The 25,019-nt window shown below is 67.2% G+C and carries 24 protein-coding genes, 1 tRNA gene and 2 pseudogenes; 8 read left to right on the forward strand and 19 right to left on the reverse strand.

Annotated features, from left to right (window positions below):
• Window positions 1-33: 33 nt before the first annotated feature.
• From D3261_RS17760 to D3261_RS17775, 4 genes are read right to left on the reverse strand one after another with little or no spacing between them, the layout of a single operon-like run.
• Window positions 34-912 carry an ABC transporter ATP-binding protein gene (locus D3261_RS17760; RefSeq protein ID WP_120074681.1) on the reverse strand — a complete coding sequence of 293 codons (879 nt, stop codon included), beginning with the start codon at window positions 910-912 and terminating at the stop codon, window positions 34-36.
• A complete protein-coding gene (locus tag D3261_RS17765; RefSeq protein ID WP_120074683.1) occupies window positions 909-1,805 on the reverse strand; it encodes an ABC transporter ATP-binding protein in 897 nt (298 codons plus the stop codon). Before D3261_RS17765 ends, D3261_RS17760 begins: the two co-directional genes overlap by 4 nt.
• On the reverse strand, window positions 1,802-3,142 hold the full coding sequence (locus tag D3261_RS17770) for a branched-chain amino acid ABC transporter permease (protein ID WP_120074685.1): 1,341 nt from the start codon (window positions 3,140-3,142) through the stop codon (window positions 1,802-1,804). Before D3261_RS17770 ends, D3261_RS17765 begins: the two co-directional genes overlap by 4 nt.
• Window positions 3,139-4,242: a branched-chain amino acid ABC transporter permease gene (locus D3261_RS17775; RefSeq protein WP_120074687.1), complete on the reverse strand. Its 1,104-nt coding sequence runs from the start codon at window positions 4,240-4,242 to the stop codon at window positions 3,139-3,141. Before D3261_RS17775 ends, D3261_RS17770 begins: the two co-directional genes overlap by 4 nt.
• 140 nt (window positions 4,243-4,382) lie before the next feature.
• Between D3261_RS17775 and D3261_RS17780 the strand changes: the two genes are divergently transcribed.
• From D3261_RS17780 to D3261_RS17800, 5 genes are all read left to right on the forward strand, one after another.
• Window positions 4,383-5,579 (forward strand): phosphoglycerate kinase, encoded by a 1,197-nt coding sequence (locus D3261_RS17780; RefSeq protein WP_120074689.1) that lies wholly within the window; start codon window positions 4,383-4,385, stop codon window positions 5,577-5,579.
• A 44-nt stretch (window positions 5,580-5,623) separates the two neighbouring features.
• Window positions 5,624-6,061: a GNAT family N-acetyltransferase gene (locus D3261_RS17785; RefSeq protein WP_394337587.1), complete on the forward strand. Its 438-nt coding sequence runs from the start codon at window positions 5,624-5,626 to the stop codon at window positions 6,059-6,061.
• 11 nt (window positions 6,062-6,072) lie between these two features.
• A tRNA-Thr gene (locus D3261_RS17790) sits at window positions 6,073-6,146 on the forward strand.
• Window positions 6,147-6,395: 249 nt separating this feature from the next.
• Window positions 6,396-7,259: a hypothetical protein gene (locus tag D3261_RS17795; protein WP_120074693.1), complete on the forward strand. Its 864-nt coding sequence runs from the start codon at window positions 6,396-6,398 to the stop codon at window positions 7,257-7,259.
• 477 nt (window positions 7,260-7,736) lie between these two features.
• Window positions 7,737-8,540 carry a hypothetical protein gene (locus D3261_RS17800; RefSeq protein WP_233554030.1) on the forward strand — a complete coding sequence of 268 codons (804 nt, stop codon included), beginning with the start codon at window positions 7,737-7,739 and terminating at the stop codon, window positions 8,538-8,540.
• 384 nt (window positions 8,541-8,924) lie between these two features.
• Here the strand turns inward: D3261_RS17800 and D3261_RS17805 are convergent, their stop codons facing one another.
• Complete coding sequence (locus D3261_RS17805) at window positions 8,925-9,953, reverse strand: DUF1616 domain-containing protein (RefSeq protein ID WP_120074697.1); 1,029 nt, start codon at window positions 9,951-9,953, stop codon at window positions 8,925-8,927.
• A 161-nt stretch (window positions 9,954-10,114) separates the two neighbouring features.
• On the opposite strand from D3261_RS17805, the gene D3261_RS17810 reads away from it, so the two are divergent.
• Window positions 10,115-10,834: a hypothetical protein gene (locus tag D3261_RS17810; RefSeq protein ID WP_120074699.1), complete on the forward strand. Its 720-nt coding sequence runs from the start codon at window positions 10,115-10,117 to the stop codon at window positions 10,832-10,834.
• Here D3261_RS17810 and D3261_RS17815 read toward each other — a convergent pair.
• The 10 genes and pseudogenes from D3261_RS17815 to D3261_RS17850 form a co-directional block, all read right to left on the reverse strand.
• On the reverse strand, window positions 10,821-11,528 hold the full coding sequence (locus D3261_RS17815; protein ID WP_120074701.1) for an ABC transporter ATP-binding protein: 708 nt from the start codon (window positions 11,526-11,528) through the stop codon (window positions 10,821-10,823). The genes D3261_RS17810 and D3261_RS17815 overlap by 14 nt on opposite strands.
• 62 nt (window positions 11,529-11,590) lie before the next feature.
• Entirely contained in the window at window positions 11,591-14,644 is a 3,054-nt protein-coding gene (locus tag D3261_RS17820) for an FtsX-like permease family protein (RefSeq protein WP_120074702.1), read from the reverse strand.
• A 54-nt stretch (window positions 14,645-14,698) separates the two neighbouring features.
• Window positions 14,699-15,274 (reverse strand): metal-dependent hydrolase, encoded by a 576-nt coding sequence (locus tag D3261_RS17825; protein ID WP_120074704.1) that lies wholly within the window; start codon window positions 15,272-15,274, stop codon window positions 14,699-14,701.
• 53 nt (window positions 15,275-15,327) lie between these two features.
• Complete coding sequence (locus tag D3261_RS17830) at window positions 15,328-16,203, reverse strand: universal stress protein (protein WP_120074706.1); 876 nt, start codon at window positions 16,201-16,203, stop codon at window positions 15,328-15,330.
• A 192-nt stretch (window positions 16,204-16,395) separates the two neighbouring features.
• Window positions 16,396-16,566, reverse strand: coding sequence for a hypothetical protein (locus tag D3261_RS20135; protein ID WP_158589414.1), 171 nt, complete (start codon window positions 16,564-16,566; stop codon window positions 16,396-16,398).
• A gap of 276 nt (window positions 16,567-16,842) precedes the next feature.
• Window positions 16,843-18,138: an O-acetylhomoserine aminocarboxypropyltransferase/cysteine synthase family protein gene (locus tag D3261_RS17835; protein ID WP_120074707.1), complete on the reverse strand. Its 1,296-nt coding sequence runs from the start codon at window positions 18,136-18,138 to the stop codon at window positions 16,843-16,845.
• A gap of 130 nt (window positions 18,139-18,268) precedes the next feature.
• Window positions 18,269-19,642: a 5'-nucleotidase C-terminal domain-containing protein gene (locus tag D3261_RS17840; protein WP_120074709.1), complete on the reverse strand. Its 1,374-nt coding sequence runs from the start codon at window positions 19,640-19,642 to the stop codon at window positions 18,269-18,271.
• 69 nt (window positions 19,643-19,711) lie between these two features.
• Window positions 19,712-19,909 (reverse strand): annotated as a pseudogene (locus D3261_RS20750) (DUF5684 domain-containing protein); the annotation flags it as partial.
• Between the two features lie 18 nt (window positions 19,910-19,927).
• Complete coding sequence (locus D3261_RS17845) at window positions 19,928-20,725, reverse strand: winged helix-turn-helix domain-containing protein (protein WP_120074711.1); 798 nt, start codon at window positions 20,723-20,725, stop codon at window positions 19,928-19,930.
• Between the two features lie 606 nt (window positions 20,726-21,331).
• A complete protein-coding gene (locus tag D3261_RS17850; protein ID WP_120074713.1) occupies window positions 21,332-22,303 on the reverse strand; it encodes an NAD(P)-dependent oxidoreductase in 972 nt (323 codons plus the stop codon).
• Between the two features lie 132 nt (window positions 22,304-22,435).
• Between D3261_RS17850 and D3261_RS20440 the strand changes: the two genes are divergently transcribed.
• Complete coding sequence (locus D3261_RS20440; protein ID WP_199694058.1) at window positions 22,436-22,576, forward strand: hypothetical protein; 141 nt, start codon at window positions 22,436-22,438, stop codon at window positions 22,574-22,576.
• An 89-nt stretch (window positions 22,577-22,665) separates the two neighbouring features.
• The gene (locus D3261_RS20140) at window positions 22,666-22,830 is read left to right on the forward strand and encodes a hypothetical protein (RefSeq protein WP_158589415.1); all 165 of its coding nucleotides are present in this window, start codon (window positions 22,666-22,668) and stop codon (window positions 22,828-22,830) included.
• Between the two features lie 173 nt (window positions 22,831-23,003).
• Here the strand turns inward: D3261_RS20140 and D3261_RS17855 are convergent, their stop codons facing one another.
• From D3261_RS17855 to D3261_RS17870, 4 genes and pseudogenes are all read right to left on the reverse strand, one after another.
• Complete coding sequence (locus D3261_RS17855) at window positions 23,004-23,528, reverse strand: hypothetical protein (protein WP_120074715.1); 525 nt, start codon at window positions 23,526-23,528, stop codon at window positions 23,004-23,006.
• Between the two features lie 58 nt (window positions 23,529-23,586).
• Window positions 23,587-23,991 (reverse strand): helix-turn-helix domain-containing protein, encoded by a 405-nt coding sequence (locus tag D3261_RS17860; protein WP_120074717.1) that lies wholly within the window; start codon window positions 23,989-23,991, stop codon window positions 23,587-23,589.
• Window positions 23,992-24,090: 99 nt separating this feature from the next.
• The gene (locus D3261_RS17865; protein ID WP_120074719.1) at window positions 24,091-24,798 is read right to left on the reverse strand and encodes a DUF2270 domain-containing protein; all 708 of its coding nucleotides are present in this window, start codon (window positions 24,796-24,798) and stop codon (window positions 24,091-24,093) included.
• An 86-nt stretch (window positions 24,799-24,884) separates the two neighbouring features.
• Window positions 24,885-25,019, reverse strand: a pseudogene (locus D3261_RS17870) (YeeE/YedE family protein); the annotation flags it as partial.

Below are 25,019 nucleotides of genomic sequence, written 5' to 3' on the forward strand. Positions count from 1 at the left end.
ATTCGAGCGCGAACGCCACCAGCGGGTAGTCGGCTACCCGCCGAGGAACTCCTGACGCACCTCGTCGTTGTCGAGCAACGCCTCGCCGGTGTCCTCGAACCGATTCTGACCCTGAACCAGCACGTAGCCCCGGTCACACCGCGAGAGCGCTTCGACCGCATTCTGTTCGACCATCAAGATCGCCGTGCCCGATTCGTTGATCGCGTCGATCCGGTCGAACATCTCGTCGACCAGGTCCGGTGCGAGCCCCGCCGAGGGTTCGTCGAGCATCAGGAGGTCGGGGTCGAGCATCAGCGCCCGTCCCATCGCGAGCATCTGGCGCTGGCCACCCGAGAGCGTGCCCGCACGCTGTGTCTGGCGTTCTTCGAGGATCGGGAACCGCTCGAACACCCAGTCGAGTCGGTCCTGGGGCACCGAGTCGAGGATGTACGCGCCCATCTCGAGGTTCTCGCGAACCGACAGCCCCGCGAAGACGTTCTCGTTCTGTGGGACGTAGCTCAGTCCCCGGTGGATGATCGACTCGGGTGCGAGCCCGCTGATCTCGTCGTCAGCGAACCGTATCTCCCCGCCCATGTAGGTCGTGAGCCCGAAGACCGTCTTCATCACCGTCGACTTCCCCGCGCCGTTCGGCCCGACGATGGTGACGTACTCGCCGTCGTGGACGTCGAGATCCACCTCGGAGAGGATCTGGAGGTCGCCGTAGCCCGCGTCGAGTCCCGAGACCGCGAGCAGGTCGGCGGGGGACCCCGTGGCTGTCTCGCCCGTCACTGACTCATCCGTCGTCGACGCGTCCGTACCCGATCCGTTTCCGTCCGCCGACTCCTCACCGGTTGGTTCGTTCCCATCCGTCGGGTCGCCTCCGTCTGTCGGGCCGTCTTCGTCGGTGGACTCGTCCGTCGCGTCGTCGCTCATACGTTCGCCCCCAGGTAGGCGTCGATGACGCGCTCGTTCGATCTGACGGCTTCGGGGTCGTCGTCGGCGAGCACGCGACCCTGATGCATCACGATGACGCGCTCGCAGTGTTCCATGATCACGTCCATGTCGTGTTCGACCAGGAGGAAGGTGTAGCCCTCCTCACGAAGCTCGTGGACCTGCGCGAGGAGTTTGCGTTCGAGCGTGGGGTTCACCCCCGCGAGGGGTTCGTCGAGCAACACGACGTCGGGGTCGGTGAGCAGCGCGCGCGCCATCTCGAGGAGTTTGCGCTGGCCACCCGAGAGGTTCCCCGCGTACTCCTCGGCGAGGTGGTCGATCTCGAAGCGTTCGAGCGTCTCCCACGCCCGGTCGCGGAGCTCGCGTTCCTGGACCCGGACGCCGCTTCGCGCACCGGGCAACACCGACCGCCAGAGTGACTCGCCCCGCTGTCCTCGCGGCGCGAGCAGCATGTTCTCGAGCACCGTCATCTCGGTGAGTTCGCGGGTGATCTGGAAGGTCCGAACCAACCCGCGGTTCGCGATCTGATGGGGTCTGAGTCCAGTTATCTCCTCGTCGCGGAGGTGGACCGACCCGCCGGTGGGGCGGTGGACACCCGTGATGCAGTCGAAGGTCGTCGACTTCCCCGCGCCGTTCGGCCCGATGAGCCCCGTCAGCGATCCTTCCACGATGTCGAAGCTCACGCCGTCGACCGCGGTCAGCCCGCCGAACTCCTTTCTGAGGTCGCGTACCCGGAGGGGTTTACCCGGCGGGGTTCGACGGGCGGCGCGTTCGACGTCGGATTCGGCGTCGGGGTCGATCTCGGAGAGGTTCTCCGGACCACCTTCCGTCCCTTCGATGATGTTCGTCTTGCCGGTATCGCCGGTTTCGCTCATCGGCCTTCCTCCGTTCGTGGTCCGCCGTCGGCGTGGGCGGCCGTGGACTCGTCGTCGGGAGTGGGTCGCGCGAGCGAGACCGCCGCCGCGGGTTCCGTCCGATGGCCGAGCAGTCCGTCGGGACGGTTCTGCATCAGGTAGACCAGCACGACCCCGAGCAGGACGAACCGGAGACTGGCGATGTCACTGAGCGCGTACGCCACTAACGGCTCCGGGTTCAAGGCTCCGAGCGCGCCGACGGCGGCCGTGAACGTGTTCGGCCCGCCCCCGAGGTCGAAGAAGTTGCCGACGATCCGCCCGACGTAGGTCGGCCCCAGAAACAGGAGGCCCGCGAACAGCGCGCCGCCGATGACGCTCCCGGTGTTCGACCCCGAGCCGCCGATGATCACCGCGATGAAGACGTAGAAGGTGACTATCGGGAGGAACTGCGCCGGCGTGATCCGGCCCTGACTGCCCTGCCAGAGGATCCCCGCGAGCCCCATCAGCGCACAACCGAGCATGAAGGTCTTGATCTTGAATCGGCGGGTGTTCTTCCCCAGTGCGTTCGCCACGAGTTCGTCCTCCCGAATGGCCTTCAGCACCCGGCCGAACGGCGAGTTCCCGACCCGCGAGAGCAGGAGGTAGAAACCGACGACGAACAACACGAGCACGAGGGTGTAGGTCGAATCCACGACCGTGGTGTCGCCGATCCCGAGCCCCGAGAAGAACCCGAAGACCGCGTTTCCGAGACCCGTGGTGCCCGCCGCCGGGCTCGCGGGGTCGGTGTAGTAGAGCGCGCCGACCGGGTTGGTCGGGGCCTGGATCCCGCGTGCGCCGCCGGTGCCGAGGTCGACCCCGCCGAGCGAGAAGGTCTGCACGGGGGTGGAGTTGAAGACCAACCGGATGATCTCCGAGAGCGCGAGCGTGACGATGGCGAGGTAGTCGGCCCGAAGCCGGAGTGCGGGGAGGGCCGCCAGCGCGCCGACCAGCGCCGCCGCGAGCATCCCGCCAATGATGCCGACCCAGAGGGGGAGGCCGAGTCCCGGGATCCCGCCGACCTCGGGGTTCACGGGCGCGGTCAGCATCGCCATCGTGTAGGCCCCGACCGCCATGAAGCCGGCCACGCCGATGTTGAACAGGCCCGCGTAGCCCCACTGGAGGTTCAACGCGAGCGCCACGAGCGCGTAGACCGCCGCGAGGAACGTGACCTGCTGGAGGGTGCTCACGATCCCGCCGACGCCAAGTCCGAGCATCCAGCCGAAGACGATGTAGAGCGCGTAGAGCCCGAACAGCACCCCGAGCACGAGGGTCGTGTCCGTCCCGGAGAGCCGCCGGCGCAGTCCCTCGACGGCGCTCATGTGGTCGTCACCCCGCTGAACAGCCCCGAGGGTTTCACGACGAGGACCACGATCATCACGGTGAACGCCGCGGCGGTCGTGAAGTCCGAGGGGATCCAGACCAGCGAGACCTGGCTGGCCAACCCGATCACGAGGCCGCCGAACATCGCGCCGTAGACCGACCCGATCCCGCCGAGGATCACCGCGGCGAAGATCAGGAGGAGGAGCGTCCAGCCGAAGTCGAAGCTGATGGTGCCGGTTTCGAGCGTGACGAGGTAGCCCGCCGCCCCGGTGAGCCCCCCACCGATGATCCAGGTCATGCGGACGACGCGCTCGGTCGGGATACCCGTGACGCGTGCGAGGTCGCGGTTGTCGGCCATCGCGCGCATCGCGGTGCCGAGCTTGGTGTACTGGAGCAGGACGTGGACGCCCGCGAGCAGGACGACGGTGCAGACCGCGAGCGTGGCTTCGTGGGCGTTTATCTGGATCCCGACGCCGGGGACGGTGAACCCCGGAACCTCCCCGCCGGTGACGCCCGGTGCACTGGTGCCGAAGACGAACGCGAGGAGGTAGCGGAGCGCGAGCGCGACCCCGATGCTCGCGATGAGGAGCGCGATCCCCTCCTGATTGCGCATGGGTTTGTAGACCACGCGGTCGAGGACCAGCGAGAGGAGGATCGTGATGGCCACCGCGACGACGAGCCCCGCGACGACGGCGAGCGGGGTCGAGATCACGCTGACACCGACGTCGCCCGCGGTGGCGTCGCCGCTCACACCGACGAGGACGAGGTCGCCGAGCGGGAGCACGCCGAAGCCCGCGACGACGTAGGTCGTCGCCCAGCCGGCGAACGCGCCCGTCGAGATGTAATCACCGTGTGCGAAGTTCGCGAAGCCGAGGATCGAGTAGGTCATCGAGAGGCCCACGCCGGCGAGGCCGAGTTCGAGCCCGAGGATCAGCCCCTCCTTCACGAAGATACCGAGGCTGAGCGCCGAAAGCGAGCCGTCGAGCAGTTTGCGAACGAGATCGAGCGACAAGATCACGCAGACGACCACGACGAGCAAACCGAGCGGCTGCTCGGCGAGGTAGTTTCGGCCGCGAGAGTAGGTCTCAGCAATACCCATGATAGTGTTCCACATGAATCGCGGTAGGGATGTGCTAATAAGCTTTCCTCACCGGCCCGGGTCGCACGGTCTCGAACCGAGGGCGGAGCGGTGCGTTCGGAGGGAAAGGGATTTGCCGGCCCCCCGAAATAGGGATAGCAATGCTCCAAACCCTCGACGACCTCGACCTGGAGGGCGTCGCCGTCGGGGTCCGCATCGACATCAACAGCCCGCTCGCCAGCGACGACGGCGGGCTGGCCGACGACGCCCGGCTGCGCGCCCACGTCGAGACCCTCTCGGAGCTCACGGAGCGCGGCGCGCGGGTCGCGGTGCTCGCCCACCAGGGCCGGCCCGGCGACGACGACTTCTCCACCCTCGCCGCCCACGCCGACCGCCTCGACGAGCTGCTCGATGCCCCCGTCGGCTACTGCGATGCCACGTTCTCGACGGCGGCGCGCGAGGCGGTCGCGGGACTCGATTCGGGGACGATCGTCGTGCTCGAGAACACCCGCTTCTACGCCGAGGAGTACATGGAGTTCGAGGCGGCCGACGCCGCGAACACCCATCTCGTCGAGGGACTGGCACCCGTACTCGACGTCTACGTCAACGACGCGTTCGCGGCCGCCCACCGCTCCCAGCCCTCCCTGGTCGGCTTTCCCGAACGGCTGCCCGGCTACGCCGGCCGGGTGATGGAGCGCGAGCTCGACGTGCTGGGGGCGATCGAGGAGACCCCGACGCCACGGGTCTACCTCCTCGGCGGCGCGAAGGTCGGCGACTCGGTCGGCGTCGCCCGGAGCGTGCTCGAACGCGGGCTCGCCGATACGGTCCTCACCGCGGGCGTCGTCGGCAACGTCTGTCTGCTCGCGGGCGGCGCGGAGCTCGGCCCCGCGACCTCGGAGTTCGTCTACGACCACGGCTACTGGGACGAGATCGACCGCGCGGGCGACCTCCTCGACACCTACGACGAGATCGAGGTGCCCCGGGACGTCGCGGTCGAGCGCGACGGCGAGCGTCACGAGGTCGCCGTGGACGAGTTCCCGCCGGAGGCCGACTCGCCGGCGATGGACGTCGGGAGCCGAACCGTGTCGGCCTACACCGACGTGATCGAGTCGGCGGGGACGGTGATCCTCAACGGGCCGGCGGGCGTCTTCGAGGAAGAGACGTTCGCCCACGGCACCCGTGACCTCTACACCGCGGCCGCCGGAGCCGAGTACAGCATCGTCGGCGGCGGCGACACCGCGGCGGCGATCCGAAAGCTGGACATCGAGGGGTTCTCGCACGTGAGCACGGGCGGTGGCGCGTCGCTGACGCTGCTCGCGGGCGACTCGCTCCCGGCGGTCGAGGCGCTGCGGGCGTGATCATCGAGGCCCCGAGCACCGAGGCCGCCGACGCTATCGCCGACATGTGGGTCGAACTGGCGCGGGGCCAGCGCGCCCACGGCTCGCACCTCCACGCCGAGGCGAACCGGCAGACCATCCGCGAGGCGGTCGTCCGGGACATCATCGCCGACGGGCTGTTGGTCGCGCGCGACGAGACGGACGACCTCGTTGGCTTCGTGATGTTCGGGCCGGAATCCGAGCAGTACGCCCAAGACGTCTCGCGGGGTATCGTGCGAAACCTCGTGGTTCGTCCCGAGCGCCGCGACGAGGGGATCGGCGGTGCGCTCCTCGACGCGGCGGAGAGCGCCCTTCGAGCCGAGGGGTTCGACGTCGTCTCGCTCTCGGTGCTCGCCGACAACGACGGCGCACGGCGGTTCTACGAACGACACGGCTACACGCCACAGCGACTCGACCTCGAGAAACGGCTCGAAAGCGATAGCCACAAATCCGCCGGGCGGTAACTCCCGCCCGCGCCAGGGGAGCTTGGGCGGTGCAAGCACTCGATTTGTAATCGAGAATTCGTGGGTTCAAATCCCACCCCTGGCTTCCTCACAACATACCCGAAGTTGGTCCTCGCAGCCTCCTGCTGGTGAGTTTTGCTCGTCGATGATGCGCGCTCACAGCGAGCGGACCGATGTCGCGGTCCAACGGTGATCGTGAGCCGGGGCCACACATTGAGCACAACCGAATTCAGTGGGGCAACCATTCTTTAGCGCCGGATCCGACAGCATACCAGGGTCCCTAATTTGACACGATAGAAAAAGTTATTAATCGATCATGCTTATTCGAAGGTGAATGGATCGACGGAAATATTTGGCTATAGTCGGAGTCGCGACTGGTGGCGTACTCGCTGGTTGCTCGGGGGAAACCGGCGGCAACAACAGCTCATCAGGCGGCAGTGAGAACGGGTCTGAAACCGCGACCGATACCAGTGGAGGCGGAGGAGAGAGCGCTGATGGTACCGATGCGGAAGCTACTACTGGAGAGGATACTGAGTCCAACGCGGAGTCCTCGGATAGCGAAACGGATGCGGAAACCAGTGCTGAGTCTGGAGCGGAAACACAGCGAGAAACCGAAGCCGACTCGGGCAGCAGCGACGGCGATGGGTTCTCCGAATCATACTCCGGGAGTGGAACCTCCTCTGAAGAAGGGCTGCAGCTGAGCCCAGGTCCGATTCTTGCAGACTATTCCCATAGTGGCGATTCGAATTTCATCGTCACTCTCGTCACTGTAGACGGAGAATCCTACGAGGACGTTTACCTCTCCAACGAGATCGGTGACGCGGAGGGATCTCAGGCAGCGACGGTCACGGCGGAGGGTGAGTACATTCTGGATGTCGACGCCAACGGAGACTGGGAACTCTCGCTTGAGCAACCCACCAGCCCGGAAACGGAATCGATGCCGTTCGAGGAGAGTGGGGAGGGAAGCAGCTACATCGGACCGTTCCAGTTCGATGGTCCAACGACGTTCCAGGGTTCACACGACGGCGAGTCAAACTTTATTGTCGACGCCATTCCGATCGATCCCTCGGAAATCGGTGCACCGGGGATTTTCAACGAGATCGGACAGTTCGAGGGCGAAAGCACTGGTCGGGTGAACGGTATCGCTTACCTGAACATCTCGGCTGACGGCTCTTGGACGCTTTCGGGCGGCGAATAGCACAGCGCGTTCCCGCTGTAACCTACGAAAGTTGGGGCTAGCTCGCGTAACCCGCGCGTGTCGTCGGCCGAGGAATCTCGACTCACGACCACCGTTGAACCACGACTTCGGCCCCCGAGATCCGACCGAACGAAAGCCGACACGCATTTGTTTTCCTCGTTTGTGAGTAGAGCACAGTAGTGCAATTCAAATGCGCCCTCTTCGGACACGAGATGTACTCCATCTCGGAGGTCAACGGTGGCGAACAGATAGCTTGGGAGTGCGATAGATGCGGCCATGCGCTAACGAGGGATGCTCTGTTGCCCCCGTTTACACTCTAAACCGAACGAGCACTTCCTCCGGCCGTCGGTCGTGTCCAGATCCGAGTGCGGGGAGTGCCGAAGGGATGGACAGACCTTCGACGGACGGTCGACCCCGGAATCACACTACCTGACACGCGAACACAACGTTTATTAGAGGAGTACTTCCCGTTGAGTTATGGGTGCAATAGCAGCGATCGGAGAGGCAGTGAACGCCGTCAGGCGAAACCCGGTCATCATCGTCGTCACGCTCCTGTTCGGGCTCCTCCAGATACCGCAGTTGGTCTCGCCATATCTCAACACGGACATCGGGCTGGTCGTGTCGGGGCTCTTCTCGCTCGTGTTCGTGTTCGTCCTGCCGTTTTACTTCGGCGGCATCGTCGGGATGGCCGCCGAAGCGCTCGACGGGAAGACGAGTCTCCAGACGTTCCTCCGTGAGGGGCGGGCCAACTACGTCTCGATGTTCGGTGCGTATCTACTGTTGATAGTAGCGATGGTCGTCTACTTCGTCGTCCTCGCCATCGTCGGCGGGGTCGGCGGGTTCGTCGCCGTGGGGATCGGCCAGAGCGGTGGTGCTGCAGGGACGGGCTCGCTGCTGGTGTTCGCGGGTCTCGTACTGCTGCTGTTCGTGTTGGTGTTCGCCTTCTCGTTCTTCGTCCAGTTCTTCGGCCAGGCGATCGTCCTCGACGGGGAAAGTGCCGTTGGCGGGTTCAAGAAGAGCGTCCGCGTCGTGTGGGGGCACAAGCTCAGCACGCTCGGCTACATGGTCATCCTGGTTCTGTTCTCGGCGGTGTTCGGGACCATCGGCGGGATCGTCGGCACGCTCCCGACGCTGTACGGCGTGAACGATGTTCTCACAATCGCCGCCGTGCTCTCGGTCGGGCTCGTGATAGCGACCGGGATCATCGGCGCGTTCACGGCGGCGTACGGCGTCGCCTTCTACGAACAGATCCGCGCGCCAGGTGAGCAACAGCCTGCATAGCCACGACCGCCGTTTGATCCCGACGACGGCTCCCGCCATCGCACACCGAACGCGCGAACCGGCACCGCGTTTCGGATCGCCGGGTGCCGTCGACCGTTACACTGCAAGCAGGCGGCACTTCATCGGCTCGCCCGAACGGGGGAGCGGTGCCAAAGACAGCCTGCGAACGGTGCGGCAGAACCGTCTACTATCACCGGCCGGCCGACGACGAGATGGAATCGAGGAACATGGTCGAGTGCCCGCACTGCAATCACGTTCTCCTCAAGTAGAGCGAAGGCGGCGCTCTCAACGTATCGTCTTCCAAAGTCGCTCGACTCGCGACCCTCCCGACGAGGGTGGTCTCGAAAGACCGAACCACGACCCCCCGAGGGCCCTTCGAAGTCGTTACGACGTCACGTTCACCCAGAGGTGGGTCTCGCGGTAGGCGTTCCCCGTCGTCGGGTTCGCTGGGGCCGGACCCCGATAGAGGAGGTAGGTCAATCGAAGCCGATCGCCGGTCATCGTCGGCGTGACGGTGTGTCGTCGGGTCCAGGTCTCGTTGTCCGCCAATCGCGGACTGAACCGCTGTATCGGGCTCCGTTCCAGCACTCTCGTCGTGTTGTTCGCCACCCGGACGCGCTGGAGCTGGGCGACGACGGTGTAGTTCGTCGGTCGGTGTTCGTGGTTCGAGACCCCGACCACGAGCGGTTGGCCCGCGCCCTCGGTGAAGTTCTCGGGGTAGTTCTCGGCGGTGAGCGCGCCCGTCTCGTTCTCGGTCAGGAGGTAGAACTCGCTGAACGACTCGCCGGCGGTCGGGGTCGCGACCGCGTAGGCGACCGAGCTCACTGCGAGCAGGAGGCTCACGGCCAGCACGACGTTCAGCACCTGGTCCATCCTGGTTTCGGGGTCGAACATTTCCGTGCGGGTGGCGGCGTACCACCGGCCCAGCGGGATCCGGAACCGGTCCGCAGCCGGGAGCGCCAACCGCCGGGCGGCGGCCACGGCGACCGCGACGAGGGTGAACCCCCCGATGGCGACGACGATGGGGACGAGCCGGATCCCGAACGGCGTGAAGTTGAGCGCCAGCCCGATGAGCGGGGAGACCGCGATGCTGAGCCCGAAGGAGAGAGCGACGCGCTCGATCCCGTCGATGCCGTCCTCACGAGCGCGTTCGATCCGGTCCTCCGACTCGTCGTCTTCCGTCGGATCCGCCGTTCGGCCGGCCTCCGGAAAGAGCGCGGCGACGAACGCGTAGCCCGGCAGGAAGAGCACGAACGGCAGCCCGAGCACGATCCGGATCGGTGTCCCGCTGATCGGCGGGACGAGCGCCGAGACCGCGGTGAGGACGACCAGCAGCGCGACGACCACGAGGTCCACCGGCAGGCGGCGGAGGGGCCGCGGGACCAACAGCCACGCGTCGGATTCGCTGCTCATGGTCGTCGGTGGTGTCGGTGGAGACAACTGCCGACGGCTATATCAAGGTTGGGAGTTCCGCCGGTATTCGCCCGATAGCGGATTCGTTTCGGGTCGTCGAACCTCGATTTCTCCGCCGGGACCAGTAGGATTATTATCGCTCGCCGGTCGTCTCTCGATCAATGAGCTCGAAGCGACCCCGGTCCCGGGGCGACGACTCGACGGGGCCGACGCGAACACGACTGCTCCTGACCGGCGTGCTCGTCTGTCTGGTGCTGCTCGCTGGCTGTGGCGGCAACACCGACGACGGTGGCACCACGGTGGCCACCACGCAGGCCTCCGTCGAGGAGACGGCGACCGGCGCACCGACGATGGCGACGGCGACGGGAGCATCGAGCACGACCCCGTCGACGGCCGCGACGACCGGCACGTCGACGATGCTCGCCAACGCCTCTACCAACGCGTCAGGGCTTGAGGTGACGGTCGATCCCACGACCGAGAACACCACCGACGTGAACCTGACCGCCCGCGCGACCATGACCGATGCCACGGCGAGCGAGGGGATCGAGACCATCACCATCGAGACCGGCGGCGGGCTCGACCTGACGAACGTCTCGGTCGCGAACGTCGACACCGCCGGGATCGACGAGAACGGCAGCCTCGCCCGTGACCGGACCGACGAGAGCCTCGCTTCCAGCGTCGAACGCAACGTTCGGGTTGCCGACGACGGCCGTCAGCTCACGATCCCGCTCGACGGGAACGTGACCGTCGAGCCCGGCGACGAGATCGTCGCGGTCCTCGAGGGCGGCGTCGAGACCGGGAGCGCCGGCAACTACACCTTCGGTCTCACGGTCGACAACGCCACAGCACAGACCGACGACTACACCATCACGAGTTCGTAACGGCCGACTCGTCCGACGAGTCGGAACCCGCCCGGGGTACCGGCTTCGTCGTGCCGTCTTCGAGCCGGACGACGTCCTCGAAACGCGAGCGGAGCCGCCGGTCGTGGCTGATGGTGAGCAGCGCGGTGCCGGCGGTGTCCTGCATGTCGAACAGGAGGTCGAGAACGCCGTCGGCGGTCTCGGGGTCGAGCTGGCCCGTGGGCTCGTCGGCGAGGACGATCGCCGGGCGGTTCGCGAGCGCGCGGGCGATCGCGACCCGCTGCTTCTCGCCGCCGCTGAGCGTCGCGGGGTACTGCTCGCGGAGGTGGTCGATGCCGAGGGCGTCGAAGAGGGTGTCGACCCACGACGCATCGCCACCGCCGGCGTGTTCTTGGGGCAGCCGCGCGTTCTCCCAGGCGGTGAGGTCCGCGATGAGTTGGAACTCCTGGAAGATGAAGCCGATCGTCTCGCGGCGGAGCCGGGCGCGTTCACGCTCCCCGAGCGAGTCAGCGACCCGCCCTTCGACCCGGAGGGTGCCGCTCGACGGCCGGTCGAGCAACCCGAGCACGTTGAAGAGCGTGGTCTTCCCCGCCCCGCTCGGCCCCTGAACCAGCGTCCGCGCGTCGGGCGCGACCGTCATCGAGACGTCGGTGAGGATCGCCGTGCCGCCGCGGGTGACGCCGAGGTGGTCGGCGTCGAGAACGGGCGTCGTCATCGACGACCCTTCTCCCCGGGTCAGGATAAACCCTCCTCGGTCGGCGGCCGGTCATCGGCCGGTCACCGGTTCTCCCGGTCCCGGTGTGCGGGTTCGGCGGTCGTCTCGCCGAGGAGGCCGGTCGGCGGTCCGGTGAGGAACGGGGTCGTCGCGAGGACGGCACCGAGCACCGAGAGCGCGAACGCGCCGACGGCGGTTGCGAGAAGCACCCACGGCGGCGTGGCGACCGAGAGCCGGATCCCGAACAGCGTGAGCACCCCGACCCGCCCGAGGACGCGGAGGGTGCCGACCGCGAGCACGAGCGCGACGACGGCCGCGGGAACCGAGATCAGACAGACGTCCGCGAGCACCGTCCGGAGCACGTCCCGCGGGGTTGCACCGGTCGCGCGGTGGACCCCGATGGCGCGCCGCCGGGCGTGGACGGTCTGGGCGAACGTCGCGGCGGTGGTTCCGACGGTCGTGAGCCCCGCGAGCAGCACCATCACCACGAACAGGAGCTGGACGTTGCCGAAGACGCTCTGGATCGCCTGGCCGATGCCCGCGTTCCCCGAGTACTGCCCGTTGCTCGCGAGCGCCGAGAACAGCCGCTGGTCGCCCTCGACGGTGTACTCCGTCCGGGCGATGGGAGTCCCGTTCGAGAGCAGCCGGACGGGATACGTGCCCGGCGAGGCGCGCCCGTCGGCCCCGGCGAAGACGCTCACGTTGAGCGAGGCGACCTCGCCGGGGTCGAGGGTCACGGTCCGGTTCCGGTTCGTTATCGCCGAACTCAACGTGAGCTCGCGGGTCAGGCTGGCGTTCCAGGGGTTCGCGACCGTGACGTTCGCCGTCGGGCGTTCGAGCACGCTCCCGCTCCGTGGCGTGACCTGCAGCCGTGCCGAGGGCTCGCGACCGCTCCCGGCCGCGACGGTGAGGTTGTGGGTCGCGGGCGGCCGGTCGGCCTTGCTCGCCCGGAGGACGTAGCTCCCGGGTTCGGCCGGGAGGGTGACCTGCGCGATGCCATTCGAACCCGTGTTCGCCGTCCGCTCGCCGAGGGTGACGGTCGCGTTCGGGATCGGCTCCTCGTCGGGGGTCACGACGGGGACGAACAGGGTCGCGTTCGGCGGCCCGGTCCCGGGGAGTTCGGTGGGGAACCAGAGCGCGTTCGCGGCGAGCACGCGGATCGGTTGGCTCCGCGACCCGACGCGGAGCGTCCGTTCGCCCGGTGCGGGGGTACGCAACGACACCGAGAACTGCGTCGACTCGCCAGCGTCGAGGCTCACCGACCGGGTTCGGGTGACGTTCCCGATCGAGACCGGGACCTCGCGTGTCGCCGCGGCGTCGCCCGGATTCTCGGCACGCACCGTGACCGAGACGGTGCGGTTCGCCGCCGTGACGTTGGGTGCGGAGACGACGGTCGCCGTGATGGTGTCGTTGGCGCGGGCGGTCGTCCCGTTCATCCCGTCGAAGGCCGCGCCGCTGGTACGGATGTACTGGACGAATCCCTCCCGGATCGCGAGGTGGTGAGCCATCGGGAGCGGGACGACGACCTGGTCGTCGTCGACCCCGCTGGCGCTGAACACGCCCACCACGGTGACCCTGGTGACCGCCGGCGAGAAGCTTCCCCCGAGGGTCAACGAATCGCCGACCTCGACGTCGAGCGTTCGCGCGAGGTCCGCCCCGATGACCGCCTGTGAATCGGTTCGTGGCGCGTGACCGCGTTCGAGGGTGGCGTTCGTGACGGCTGCGAAGGCGGTGTAGTTCGCGCCGAGCCCCAGAAACGGCTCGCCGTCGACGGCCTGGGCGAGGATGATCTCGGGGCTGGCGTCGATCCCGCGCGAGCGGAGCACCGTCGCGTAGTCGGCGTCGATCCGGCTGTTGAGCACGTTGGCCGAGCCGGCCTCCGCGATCGTCCCCTCGTCCTGGGTCGAGAGCGGCGCGACCGCGCCCGTGAGCGAGACGATGAGCACGACCACGACCGCGAACACCGCGAGCGTGAGCGTCGTCGGCACCACCGCCCGCGGGTCGAGCAGCGTCGGGGCGAGCCGCGAGCGGAGCCGTCCGAACGTCGAGTCGTCCCGCGCACCGGCGCGTCGAGGGGCGTCCCCGAGACGGGTCGGGGGACGGCGCGTCGCGGTCCGGGCGGCGAGCACGCCCGCCAGTACGCCTGCGAGCACCAGCGTCGGGAGCACGACCGCGAGCGTGCCGAGCGCGAGCGGCGTGAGCGAGGGCGTGAGCGAGATCGGGAGCCCCGCGAACACCGCGACGTTGACCACGGCGTTCGTGAGGACGAACCCGACTGCGTAACCGAGCGCGACGCCGAGACCGACGATCAGCCCGGCCCGGAGCCCGAACAGCCACCGCACCCGACGGGGGGTCCCGCCGGTCGAACGGATGACCCGGATCGCGCGGATCCGGTCCCGGACGGTCATCCGGAGGACGTTGTAGACCACGACGAGCACGAGCAGCGCGCTCCCGACCGTCGCGGCGAGCAGCGCGGTCAGCAGCTGGCGCATCCCGGCGAACAGGAAGACGAGGGCCGCGACGAGCGGCGACCCGACCGTCGGCACCGACAGCAGCCCCGTGAGGCGTTCGTCGGGGTGGATCACGAGCGCGTCGACGTCGCCGCCGCCGAGCGACCGGACGGTCGAGGCGTTCGCCACGTACCACGAGGCGGGAAACAGCGAGTCGGTGTCGGTCTGCGGGTCTATCGCGAGCGTCGTGGGACCGTTTGCGGTCCGGAACCGACGCTGGGTCGAGCTCGTCACGGGGCCCGTCACGCCGCCGCCCGGCGAGGGGATCGTCGCACGCCGCCAGTCGACCGACGAGTCGGCGATCTCGGTCGGCGTCCCGTTCGGCACGCCGATGAACCGGTGGCTGGAGCCGTCGGCCGCCCGGAGCACGGCAGTGGGAAAGACGAGGTCGTTCGGGTCCGCGTCGTCCCTCGCTGCGGTGAACGAGTCCTCGTAGGTGGCGGTCGCGGTGGTGTTGAGGTCGCCCGCGAGCGTCGCGGTCTGCGCGCCGGCGGCCGCCAGCAGGAGGGTCGTCCCGACGAGGAACGCCGTCGTGACCGCCACCACGAGTACCGTGAGCCGGTCGCGGCGCGACCAGCGGGTGAGCAGCGCCCGTCTGTAGCTCACGGTCGGTCGGCCGCCTCCATAGGTGTTCGATGCTTCCGGCCCGCCTCCATACCTCTATCGGATAGCACCCTCTCGTTCGCGAGCCCGGTCGACGACCCTCGCGAGGCGGTCCCCGACCGCCGACCAGCCGGGCGCACCGTCCGCGATCCAGACCACGGCGGCGAGGGCGACAAGAACGAGCTGGAGCGCGAAGGCCGGTGTGAACGAGAGGCTCCGGAAGTGGTCGACGATCCCACCCTCGTGGTCGAACCGCGGGGGCGGGAGGAGGGGCCAGCCGAGCGACGAGAGGGCGGCGTACCGCCCCGAGAGGAGCGCCCGGTAGCTATCGCCGACGAGGTGGGAGGCGTAGCCGACGGCGAACGCGACCCCGAGGTCCGAGCGGCCGCGTCGGCGGCAGAAGTCCCAGACGACGGTGCTTGCGAACGTCGCGGTGAACGCCGAGTGCGCGAGCGACCGCCCGCTCGGGAGCACCCCAAACGTCCAGGCGAGCGGTTTGTCGACGAGGTCGGGGAGCTGGGTGCCGAGCGCGACGAGCGCGAGGCCGGAGCCGTCCGGACGCCGTCGGGAGACCCACCGGGAGAGACCGGAGTAACAGACGTAGCCGAACGCGAGGTGCCCCCAGGGTAGCATACGGACAGACAACGCAACAGAGGTCGGATAACCGTTGTGCTCGGTGTCCGCAGCTATCGAACGGTGAGCACTGGAACGTCGCTCGTTCGGACGACACGCTCGGTCACGCTTCCGAGCAGGTACCGTTCGAGCCCAGTTCTGCCCTGTGTCCCCATCGTGACGAGGTCGATCCCCTCCTGACGTGTGTAATCCAGAATGGCGCGGTAGGGGAGCCCCTGTTCGACCGCCGTGGTGACGTCGAGCCCGCGGTCCGCGGCCCGCTCGGCGACCTCCGAGACCGCACGTTCGCCGTACTCGGTCCAGGCATCGACCAAGTCGGGGCTCATTCCGACGTCAGGAGCCCCCAGCAGCCCGCTCACGTCGACGACCGAAAGCGCGTGAACCCGTGCGTCGTACCGGTCCGCGACCGCGAGACCGTGTTCGATCGCGGCGGCTGCAGCCTCGCTTCCGTCCGTCGGGATCAGGACCCGGTCGTAGCCGTCGCGCTCGTCGGCTTCGGGTCGGGTGGTGAGAACCGGAACGTCGCTCGTCCGCACGATACGTTCGGTCACGCTCCCCACGAGCAGCCGGTCCAGGCCGGTCCGGCCGTGGGTTCCCATCGAGACCAGGTCGATGTCGTGTCGGTCGAGATAGGAGGCGATCACCGCGTGGGGGACGCCGTGTTCCACCGCCGTGTGGCAAGTGACTGGTGTCTCGTCCGCGAGTTCTTCGAGGGTTCGAACCGCTTCGGTCGCCGCCCGTTCGAACGCCTCGCGTTGGTCTCGAACCGCGGAATCCACGTCCGCGATCGAGCTGCTGTACGTGCGTTCGTCGACGACGCTCAAGAGGTGAACCTGACTCTCGAAGGTCGTCGCGAGGGCCAGCCCGTGGCGGGCGGCGGCCAGTGCGCCCTCGCTGCCGTCGGTCGGGATGAGGATCCTGTCGTACATCGAGTCACACGCTCGTCCCAGTGTCGACCCCGAGTTCCCGTAAAGACCGGTCCTCCGTCCAACTCGAAGAGAATCGGGGATCGGTTTATCGGGGGCGGTCCGTCTCGCCGGAGATACCGTCTCGCACCTCGAAACGCGCTTCCAGCGGTATCGAGACCGGCCGACACCATCGAACGGACGGCCGTTGGCCGCTCACTCCACGTCGATCCAGCCGCCGAACGTCTCCCCCGGCAGTCGTTCCTTGAACCACGCGTCACAGTCCCGGCAGCTCCACACCCGCACCGTGTTGCCGCCGTCGTTTATCACGCCCTCGTTCCACAGGTCTTCGTGGTCACACGCGCCGGAGGCCTCGACGTCACTCATCGTTTCACCCCTCGAAGCGAGGACGGAGATATTTCTCGATCTCCGGCTCGACCGACGACGTCGAACGTCTCGGGCTCCGGTCTCGTCGTGACGGTGCGGCTCCGGGGTTGGTCCTGCGGGGGTTGCTCGTGCGAGAGTCGATCGCCACAGCGGTAGCGACCCGGTCGGATACGTATCGATCGGCGAACGGGATGATGTGCGACCGACCCCACTGGTTGTGGGCGACGAGAGATCCCGTCCCGCCGGGACCGTCGCGTCAGTTCTCGACCGGCGAGGTCACTGCGTCGACTCGATGGCCCGCTCCAGGTCCGCGACGATGTGTGCCGGGTCCTCGATCCCCACCGACAGGCGAACCAGGTCGTCGGTCACGCCGGAGGACTCCTTCTCGGCGTCGCTCAACTGCTGGTGGGTGGTGCTCGCGGGGTGGATGATGAGCGTCTTCGCGTCGCCAACGTTGGCGAGCAGGCTCGCGAGCTCGGTCGACTCGACGGTCCGCCGGGCGGCCTCGTAGCCGCCCTCCAGCCCGAAGGTGATCATGCCGCCGTAGCCACCGTCGAGATACTCGCTCGCGGTCTCGTGGGTCGGGTGTGAGTCGAGCCCGGGGTACGTGACCCAGGAAACCGCCTCGTGGTCCTCGAGGTACTCCGCGACGGTCATCGCGTTCTCGCAGTGGCGGTCCATCCGGAGCGGGAGCGTTTCGAGACCTTGGATGGTTTGCCAGGCGTCGAACGGCGACTGCTGATTGCCGAGGTCGCGAAGCCCGCGGGCGATCGCGGCGTAGGTGAACGCCGCGTCCCCGAAGGTCTCGACGAAGTTCACGCCGTGGTAGGCCGGGTTGTCCTGAGCGATCTCGGGGTACTTCTCGGGATAGTCGGCCCAGGGGAACGAGCCACCGTCGACGACGACGCCGCCGACGGTCGTGCCGGAGCCGTGGAGCCACTTCGTGGTCGAGTTCCAGACGAGGTCGGCACCGTGGTCGAGCGGCCGACAGAGCGCGGGCGTCGCGAAGGTGTTGTCGACGAACAGCGGGGCCCCGTTGTCGTGGGCGATGTCCGCCACCCGCTGGATGTCGGGGGTGTCGAGCGCCGGGTTGCCGATCGTTTCGAGGTGGACGTAGGCCGTGTCGTCGTCGATCGCTTCCTCGTAGGCATCGTAGTCGAGCGTGTCGACGAACCGCGTCGAGATGCCCCGGCGCTCGACCGAGTGGGTGAGGTAGGTGTAGGTCCCGCCGTAGAGCGAGGAGGCGGAGACGATGTTGTCGCCGGCCGACGCGAGCAGGAACGTCGTGAGGTCGAGCGCGGCCATCCCGGACCCGGTGGCGGCCGCCCCGACACCGCCTTCGAGTGTCGCCATGCGCTCCTGGAGGGTCTCCACCGTCGGGTTCATCAGCCGGGAGTAGATGTAGCCGGGCTTTTCGAGTGCGAACTGGGCCGCGGCGTCCTCGGCGTCCTCGAAAACGTAGGAGGTGGTCTGGTAGAGCGGCGGGGCGCGTGCGCCGGTCGCCGAATCCGGTTGCTGGCCCGCGTGGAGCGCGTCCGTCGCGGTCGACTGGTCTGTGGGATCGTCGCTCATACCGGCCGGTCACGAGGACCACGTATTAAACGACCGAATCTTCGCCGCGTCGAACGGTGATCGAACTATCGGTCGATGGACCGCTCTTTTCCAGAGAACGATTCGGTTTGGGTCGGCTCGTTCGAGCTTCTCACTGCTTCGGTCTCACGATGCGATCCTCGACACCGACCGCGAGGCCGCCGTTCGCCGCGTGCGCGACGAGGTGGTCGTACTGCAGCCCGTGGTACGACTGGACGGCCCCTTCGGTCAACGTGGGCATCGTCTCGGTGACGACGAAGTACTCCTGGACCGCGACCGTGTATTCGTCTTCCGGGGCGAGCGGGTCGCCGTCGATACGGACCGCCTCGAACGCCCCGGTCGTATCGTCCCAGACGACCGAGGCACCCGAGACCGACAGCAACCAACGGTCGTTCTCGGCGGTGGGACAGGCGACCGCGAGCGCCTTCCAGAGCGCGGTTCCCGATACCGAGAGCGTCGTCAACCGGTTGCCGAACGGCGAGACGGCGATCACGTCCCCCGCGGAGACGTCGCCGACGAGCGGCGGTCCCGTTCGGAGGGAGCTGGCGTGCATGACCCCGACGTCGGCGTCGGTCGCCACCCGATACGCGTCGGCGACGAAGTTCCCCAGCCGTGACTCACCGGTGGTGAGCGTCTCCCTGTCGCGGACGACCGGCTCGTCGACGTGCGCGACGACCGTGTCGAGTTCGAGCGTCTCCCGAACCCGCGTGTAGGTGTCGAGCAAGGACCGGTCGGGAGCCGTTCCAATCGAGTCGTGAAACGCGTACTCGCCGTCGGTCGTCGCCTCTACGACGCCGGTCCCGCCCGTTCGGACGAGCAGTGTGCCGTCGTGGATCCCGGCGCATCGCTCGTGGAGGTGCCCCCCGACCACGAGGTCGGCACCGGCGGCGGCCGCAACCGCCGGGTCGTCGCGACCGCAGTGGGAGACCCCGACCACGTAGTCGACCCGCTCGCGGAGGTCGGCGGCGGCCGTCCGTGCGGCGTCGACCGGGTTCGTCACCCGGAGGCTGGACGCGTTCGGCGTGATCGCCGGGAGCTGGGTGGTCGTCACGCCGAAGACCCCGACGCGACCGACGCCCGTCTCGAACGTACGCGTCGGTCGAACGCCCGCGTCCGCGCCGAACAGTCCGTCGTCGGTGTGGAGGTTCCCACACGTCCAGCCGGTCGGGAACTCGCGAACGAGGTCCCTCGCGTCCGCCGGTCCGTGGTCGAGGTCGTGGTTGCCGAAGGTCTCGACGTCCGGTTCGACCGCTCGATAGAACGGGGCCGCGATCGCACGCCCGGGGCGCGTCGGGAGCTCGACTCCCGGCTCGTTGGGGGAAACGGTCGATGCGACGCCGAGGGCCGTGTTGTCGCCGGCTCCGACCAGCAGCGTGTCGTCGTCCCGTCGCGCCAGGAGGAAGCTCCCGAGTCGGGCGATGGAGTCCGGCTCGTCGTAGATCCCTTCGAGATCCGAATATCCGATCACGGTGAGCGGGTCGGCCATACGATGTGTACTCCCCAGCGTGATGGCTTGTAGTGTCCGGATCCCGATACGGAAGCGATGGGGACCCTGCTACACCGCTGTTCGAGTCCGATCCGAACCCTCGTCCGACGACCCCCGGTACTGATCATCACCGAACCCGACTCCGTGACCGAAGGCTTGCGAGACGCTGGCGTGCATCCTGTACAGGCCGTAGATGTTCACGAGAGGCACGAAGACGATGACCAGCAGCCACCATGCGTTGTCGTCGATCTTCAGGACGACGTAGAGGTTGTAGAACGGGCGCTTTCAGTCGCCGAGGAATTCGTCGATCGGCTTCCGTTCGGCGAGTTCACGGTGACGCCGGTACTCCGCACGGGCCCACTCGACGGCTTCCGTCGACGAATTCACGATGAGGCCCCTGATCCCACCGTTCACATAGACAGTAGCGCCAGCGACGTCTTCCCCTGAGGATTCCATTATCCAGAGCGCACACCGAAGCGTCTCGGGGGTCATCAGTAGCTCCAGTCGTCCAGCGGAGACGAGCTCTCGGAGGCGCTCTTCGTCCTTCTCGAGGAGGTGTTCGAGGGTGTTTCGCTCGACGATGACCTCGGCCGAGAGCCCATTGGCGATCGCGTTCTCGTAGATCAGGTCCACGTACAGCGAGATCTCGACCGGTGCGAGCCCGAGGAGTCGGTTCGCGTCGGAGAGGAGATCGATGGAGGGCTGGAGCGCCGCCTCGGGTGCTGCCGGGTTGGCCGAGTGGATATCGGCTCCGTCGACGAAGGTCGTGCTGAGGCTCGCGGATGGCGGGAGAAGGGAGACGACCTCGGTCGCTTCTTCGAGTGCGTCGAGGTTCGACCGATAGCGTCGGTAGTGGTCGGCGCACAACGTTCCGAGTCGGGTGGGCGAGTATTCGCTGCCGTGGCGCTCGATGCAGCCAGCCTCGACGAGTTCCGCCGCTCCTCGATCGACCGTGGAGCGGGAAGCGTCGATGGCCTCGGTGAGTGCGGGTTTCGCTCGTGACTGGTCGTCGATCGCGATCAGGAGTTCGCCACGTCTGAACACCGTCTCCTCCAACGGATCTCGACTCCCGTTATCGGACATCTACACGGATTTTTACTAACTGGGCATAAAAGCAATCGGAACGATGGACGGGGTGTCCCTCACGAACACGGTGATCATGCTGGAGGGGTTCTCGTCGGTCGTCTAAACCGAGCAGCGGGACAGCGTTACCGACCGAAAATGGGAGGAACGAATGAGGAGCCTTCGATGGGGGAACTCCCTCGTGTGGAGGTGATGATGCCAGAGTTAGCCACACCGTGGTACCGTGAACCGGACGACGATCCGGTATCCACGACGATCGGGGTGGAACTGCCGTCCACACGAGTTCGAGCTCCGCATTCCCTTCTTGAGACCTCCCGGGCTCGACTACGACGCTTAGCCGGCATTACTTCACCGCTCAGGGGTTCCGGTATCCCTGATAAAATCATCACCGCTGGCGATCCGTTCGGGGATGAATGCCCTGCGCTGCGAAACCGATCGACGCTTCCGGCCGGCCCACCGGTGGGGAGGGCTCCAACGAGAACGAGCAGGGCGTGTCGTGGGTGGCCGTTCGGTCCCGCGCGGCAGCGCAGCCGGCGTTTCGGCCGACGCGTACGACTCGCGCCCGACCCCTCGCTTCTCGCGTTTCGACTCGCACTCAACAGGAGATCATTCGTCGCGCGCCGGATCGACGGCCATGTACGCCGGGTCGACCGTCTGGCCGTTCAGGAGCGCCATCGTGTTCTCGGCGAGGGTGTCGATCCCGTCGAGACGGTACTCGGTGGTCATCGCCGCGACGTGTGGGGTCGTGACGACGTTGTCGAGCCCGTGGAGCGGTGAGTCGGCGGGAAGCGGCTCGTCCTCGAAGACGTCCAGCCCGGCCCCGGCGAGGTCGCCCGCGCGGATGGCCTCGACGAGCGCGTCGGTCTCCACGAGCGGTCCACGGCCGGTGTTGACGAGGAACGCCGAGGAGTCCATCGCGTCCAGCGCCGCCTCGTCGATACAGCCACGCGTCTCGTCGGTGAGTTCGGCGGTCACACAGACGGCGTCGCTCTCGGTGAGGACGCGGTCGAGCGAGGTGAGTTCGGCCCCGACGAGCTCGCCGTCGATCGGGCGGACGTAGGGGTCGTACGCGAGCAGTGTGGGTCGAAACCCGGAGAGAAGGGCTGCAACGCGCCGGCCCACGTTGCCGAACCCCACCAGCCCCACGGTCTTCCCGGAGAGCTGCGTCCCGAAGGGGGCGTCGCCGCGCCAGCCACCCGCTCGGAGGTGGTCCTGCGTCTGGCCGACCCGGCGGGCGACCGCGAGCAGGAGCGCGACGGTGTGTTCGGCGACCGAGAGCGCGTTCAGCCCCGGCGTGTGCGTGACCGGTATCCCGAGCCGCTCGGCCGCCGCGAGGTCGACGTTGTCGATACCGGTGCCGATCTTCGCGACCACGTCGAGCGACGTGGCTTCGAGCACCCGTTCCGAGAGCGTGAGTCGGGAGGTGGTGAAGACGGCGTCCATCCCGGAGAGCGCCTCGATCAGCGCATCTTCGTCCTCGGGTTCGCCCACCGTGAGGTCGAACTCGCCGTCGAGGTCCGTGGCCAGTCGGTCGACGGGTTGGACGTCTCGGTCGACGAAGGCGGAGCGCGTGGCCATGTGATGAAGTACCGCCCTTCGATGGCTTATCGGCTTTCGTTCGTGAACCGGCCATCGAGGCGTAGCCCTAGTAAACCTCGAACTATCGATGGGAAGAGTTATTATATTCTATCGACTTGTTATTAGTCGAGTATGGCTGCCAGACGAGAAGCGATCACGAGTACCTGTCCACACTGCGAGTGGTGGGTGACGACGGGGTCGTATCCGAAGGCAGTCAAAGCCTATCAGGACCATCTCCGGGCGGAACACCCGGCTGTTTGGGTTCGAGAATGAGCCGGACTACGACCGTTCGAACGGCGCCGCTACCGAGCGAATAGTTCCCGGAGGACGTTGTCGCGGGCGATTCAGTGGACCGTGTGGGTATGTTCTTGCAGGCCGTCGATGTCGTCGAACTCGTCGTCACAGAGTCCACAGACGTTGTGGTGAAGCGCGACGTGCTGGTCGAGCGCCGCTGCGGCTCCGAACTCCTCGCTACACCGCGAACAGGTATGTGCTATTGTGATATTAACTCAGTCGCTGTATATTGAAGGGCGTTACTAGCAAAGCGGGGTTCTGGTCCGTTATATCTTAATAATGTCGTCGGAAGGAGTATTATTCAGCGGTTTCGATAGCGATGGACTCCGCGCCGAGCCGATGATACTCGGGTAGCGTTCGTCCGGTACGTGCTTGGGTGGCGTTCGAAGACCCGACTCGCGCGGTCCTACGGGTTCCACTCGGCGAGCCATCCCTCGAAGTGCTCCGTGGTCTGTGGGAAGGCTGCGAGACCACCGCAGGCGACCAGAAGCGCCGCGACGACGGCCAGTGCTGGCTGGTCGAGGACGGTGCCAACGGCCCCGGCGAGGAACCCACCCAGCACGATCGTCAGGCTGTAGTACGGGACGCGGAGCAGGAGGAGCGACGGTCTGGCCGGCACCCACCCGTCGTAACCGACGCCGGGTGTCGGGAGCAGGCCGCTGCGAAGCGCCGCCACACCGAGTACCATCGCGACCCACGTCGCGAGCGCCGCGAGTTTGAGGTCGGTGATACCGAACGGCTGGCCCTGGTACATCAGGAACCACAGCGCCGGCAGCCCCGGGATGGAGACCTCGGCGAACGCCGCGACCACGTCGTCGAGGAACCGCCCGTAGGCGTTCTTCTCGGTCATCTGCGGACCGTTCAGCCCCCACGTCCATCGCCGGTCGCTGCGGGTCTCCGGGTCGTCGACGGCTTTCGGCGGCGAACTCATAACGTGAACCATCACAGCCGCTGAATATAATTATTCCGGGCGAACGGGTCGGACTCGGTCAGCTCTCGGCCGCCGCCGTCGGTCCGTCGGTCGTCTCGTACTTCGTCCGGAACTCCCCGATGAGCTGGCCCATCTTTGCGTACCAGTCGTTCAACATTCGCTGCATCTCGTCGGCCGCGACGTCGGGGTCGGCGGGGCGGAAGACGTGGTAGTAGCCGCCCTGGTCGTAGTTGACCTGCTCCTTCTGGACGAAGCCGGCCTTTCGAAGCCGCTGGAGCGACCGGTACGCCGTCGAGCGCTCCCGGTCGACCGCCTCGGCGATCTCGTCGATCGTCAGCGGTGCCTCGTGGTCGATCACGACCTCGAAGCACTCGCGGTCGAGTTCGGTGAGCCCGTAGATACATTCGAGCAGGCCCTCACAGTCCATATCCGCCCGGAGGTACTCGGCCATCGAATCTGGCATTGGTCTACGTTCCCTACCGGAAGAGCGGGTATAGGCGTTGTGCATACCCTGCACGACTGTACGGACCGGCCTCGTGAGCCGGCTTTCTCGGGGACGTGGTCACTCGACGTCGCTCCAGACGTCGACGTCCGTGAGTCTGAGTTCGCCGTTGGCCTTCCACGTTCGTGGCCGGCAGGCGACCGCCGTCGCGCCGACGAAGAACGCGGCGACGAGACCGCTCACCACGACGCCGGGAACGGTCCCGATCGCGGCGCTCGCCGGCCAGCGAGCCGCGCCGTCGAACGCGGTGATCCGCACAAGCCAGGCGACCAGGAGGACGGTCAGGAGCGGGAGGTAGACCCGCCGGAGCCGATGGGCGAGCGCCTCCTCGAAGGTGATCTTGATCTTCGGTCGGCGGTAGTCCTCGCTCAGCTCCCGTCGCCACGCGGCGTCCTCGACACCGGTGGTCGGGTCCAGCGCGTTCGCGAAGACGTTCTCCTGGAGGAGTCGGACACGCGAGCGCCAGAGGTCGTAGCCACGATAGCGCCGGGCCTCGATTACCAGGAACACCGTGAGCATCGCCATCCCGATGAGAATGACGAAGTGGGGGGTGTCGCCCGTGAACGCCCACGTCGAGATCGCAGCGAGTATCGTGACCGCCCAGTTGGTGGTCCGGTCGAGACGCTCGCGCCAGAACTTCATCCGGTGGATCTCGCCACGATAGAGGTGCGCCATCGACGACCCGGGCCCCATCCCCTCCTCGAACATGCCACGGCCGATGTCGCGTTCGACCTCGCCGCACGGGTCGAAGACGTCGTCCTCGCTCATTCGTCCCCCTCCGCCGATGGGTGCACGCTGTCGCCGCGCCGTTCCTGTGTCGTGTCCGTTTTCATCGTAGTTCGAATCGGTCGAGGTCAGTCGCTCGGTGCGGTGGTCCGGTCGGAATCCGCTCGATACGCCCGCCAGTAGCCCTGCGCGTACGCGCCGACGAACATGCCGACGAGCCCGATCAGGATCGGGTAGTTCCCGATCCCGAGGCTGGCGTAGGC

Source organism: Halococcus sp. IIIV-5B, from assembly GCF_003602035.1.
Classification (GTDB): domain Archaea; phylum Halobacteriota; class Halobacteria; order Halobacteriales; family Halococcaceae; genus Halococcus; species Halococcus salsus.

What these genes read in the sequence shown, in the direction of transcription:
- D3261_RS17815 (WP_120074701.1), bottom strand. Translation starts at nt 11,528, where the DNA reads ATGACGACGCCCGTTCTCGACGCCGACCACCTCGGCGTCACCCGCGGC.
- D3261_RS17780 (WP_120074689.1), top strand. Translation starts at nt 4,383, where the DNA reads ATGCTCCAAACCCTCGACGACCTCGACCTGGAGGGCGTCGCCGTCGGG.
- D3261_RS17840 (WP_120074709.1), bottom strand. Translation starts at nt 19,642, where the DNA reads ATGGCCGACCCGCTCACCGTGATCGGATATTCGGATCTCGAAGGGATC.
- D3261_RS17775 (WP_120074687.1), bottom strand. Translation starts at nt 4,242, where the DNA reads ATGGGTATTGCTGAGACCTACTCTCGCGGCCGAAACTACCTCGCCGAG.
- D3261_RS17835 (WP_120074707.1), bottom strand. Translation starts at nt 18,138, where the DNA reads ATGAGCGACGATCCCACAGACCAGTCGACCGCGACGGACGCGCTCCAC.
- D3261_RS20135 (WP_158589414.1), bottom strand. Translation starts at nt 16,566, where the DNA reads ATGAGTGACGTCGAGGCCTCCGGCGCGTGTGACCACGAAGACCTGTGG.
- D3261_RS17760 (WP_120074681.1), bottom strand. Translation starts at nt 912, where the DNA reads ATGAGCGACGACGCGACGGACGAGTCCACCGACGAAGACGGCCCGACA.
- D3261_RS17855 (WP_120074715.1), bottom strand. Translation starts at nt 23,528, where the DNA reads ATGAGTTCGCCGCCGAAAGCCGTCGACGACCCGGAGACCCGCAGCGAC.
- D3261_RS17800 (WP_233554030.1), top strand. Translation starts at nt 7,737, where the DNA reads ATGGGTGCAATAGCAGCGATCGGAGAGGCAGTGAACGCCGTCAGGCGA.
- D3261_RS17795 (WP_120074693.1), top strand. Translation starts at nt 6,396, where the DNA reads ATGGATCGACGGAAATATTTGGCTATAGTCGGAGTCGCGACTGGTGGC.
- D3261_RS20140 (WP_158589415.1), top strand. Translation starts at nt 22,666, where the DNA reads ATGTTCTTGCAGGCCGTCGATGTCGTCGAACTCGTCGTCACAGAGTCC.
- D3261_RS20440 (WP_199694058.1), top strand. Translation starts at nt 22,436, where the DNA reads ATGGCTGCCAGACGAGAAGCGATCACGAGTACCTGTCCACACTGCGAG.
- D3261_RS17810 (WP_120074699.1), top strand. Translation starts at nt 10,115, where the DNA reads ATGAGCTCGAAGCGACCCCGGTCCCGGGGCGACGACTCGACGGGGCCG.
- D3261_RS17830 (WP_120074706.1), bottom strand. Translation starts at nt 16,203, where the DNA reads ATGTACGACAGGATCCTCATCCCGACCGACGGCAGCGAGGGCGCACTG.
- D3261_RS17805 (WP_120074697.1), bottom strand. Translation starts at nt 9,953, where the DNA reads ATGAGCAGCGAATCCGACGCGTGGCTGTTGGTCCCGCGGCCCCTCCGC.
- D3261_RS17770 (WP_120074685.1), bottom strand. Translation starts at nt 3,142, where the DNA reads ATGAGCGCCGTCGAGGGACTGCGCCGGCGGCTCTCCGGGACGGACACG.
- D3261_RS17845 (WP_120074711.1), bottom strand. Translation starts at nt 20,725, where the DNA reads ATGTCCGATAACGGGAGTCGAGATCCGTTGGAGGAGACGGTGTTCAGA.
- D3261_RS17765 (WP_120074683.1), bottom strand. Translation starts at nt 1,805, where the DNA reads ATGAGCGAAACCGGCGATACCGGCAAGACGAACATCATCGAAGGGACG.
- D3261_RS17865 (WP_120074719.1), bottom strand. Translation starts at nt 24,798, where the DNA reads ATGAGCGAGGACGACGTCTTCGACCCGTGCGGCGAGGTCGAACGCGAC.
- D3261_RS17825 (WP_120074704.1), bottom strand. Translation starts at nt 15,274, where the DNA reads ATGCTACCCTGGGGGCACCTCGCGTTCGGCTACGTCTGTTACTCCGGT.
- D3261_RS17850 (WP_120074713.1), bottom strand. Translation starts at nt 22,303, where the DNA reads ATGGCCACGCGCTCCGCCTTCGTCGACCGAGACGTCCAACCCGTCGAC.
- D3261_RS17860 (WP_120074717.1), bottom strand. Translation starts at nt 23,991, where the DNA reads ATGCCAGATTCGATGGCCGAGTACCTCCGGGCGGATATGGACTGTGAG.
- D3261_RS17785 (WP_394337587.1), top strand. Translation starts at nt 5,624, where the DNA reads ATGTGGGTCGAACTGGCGCGGGGCCAGCGCGCCCACGGCTCGCACCTC.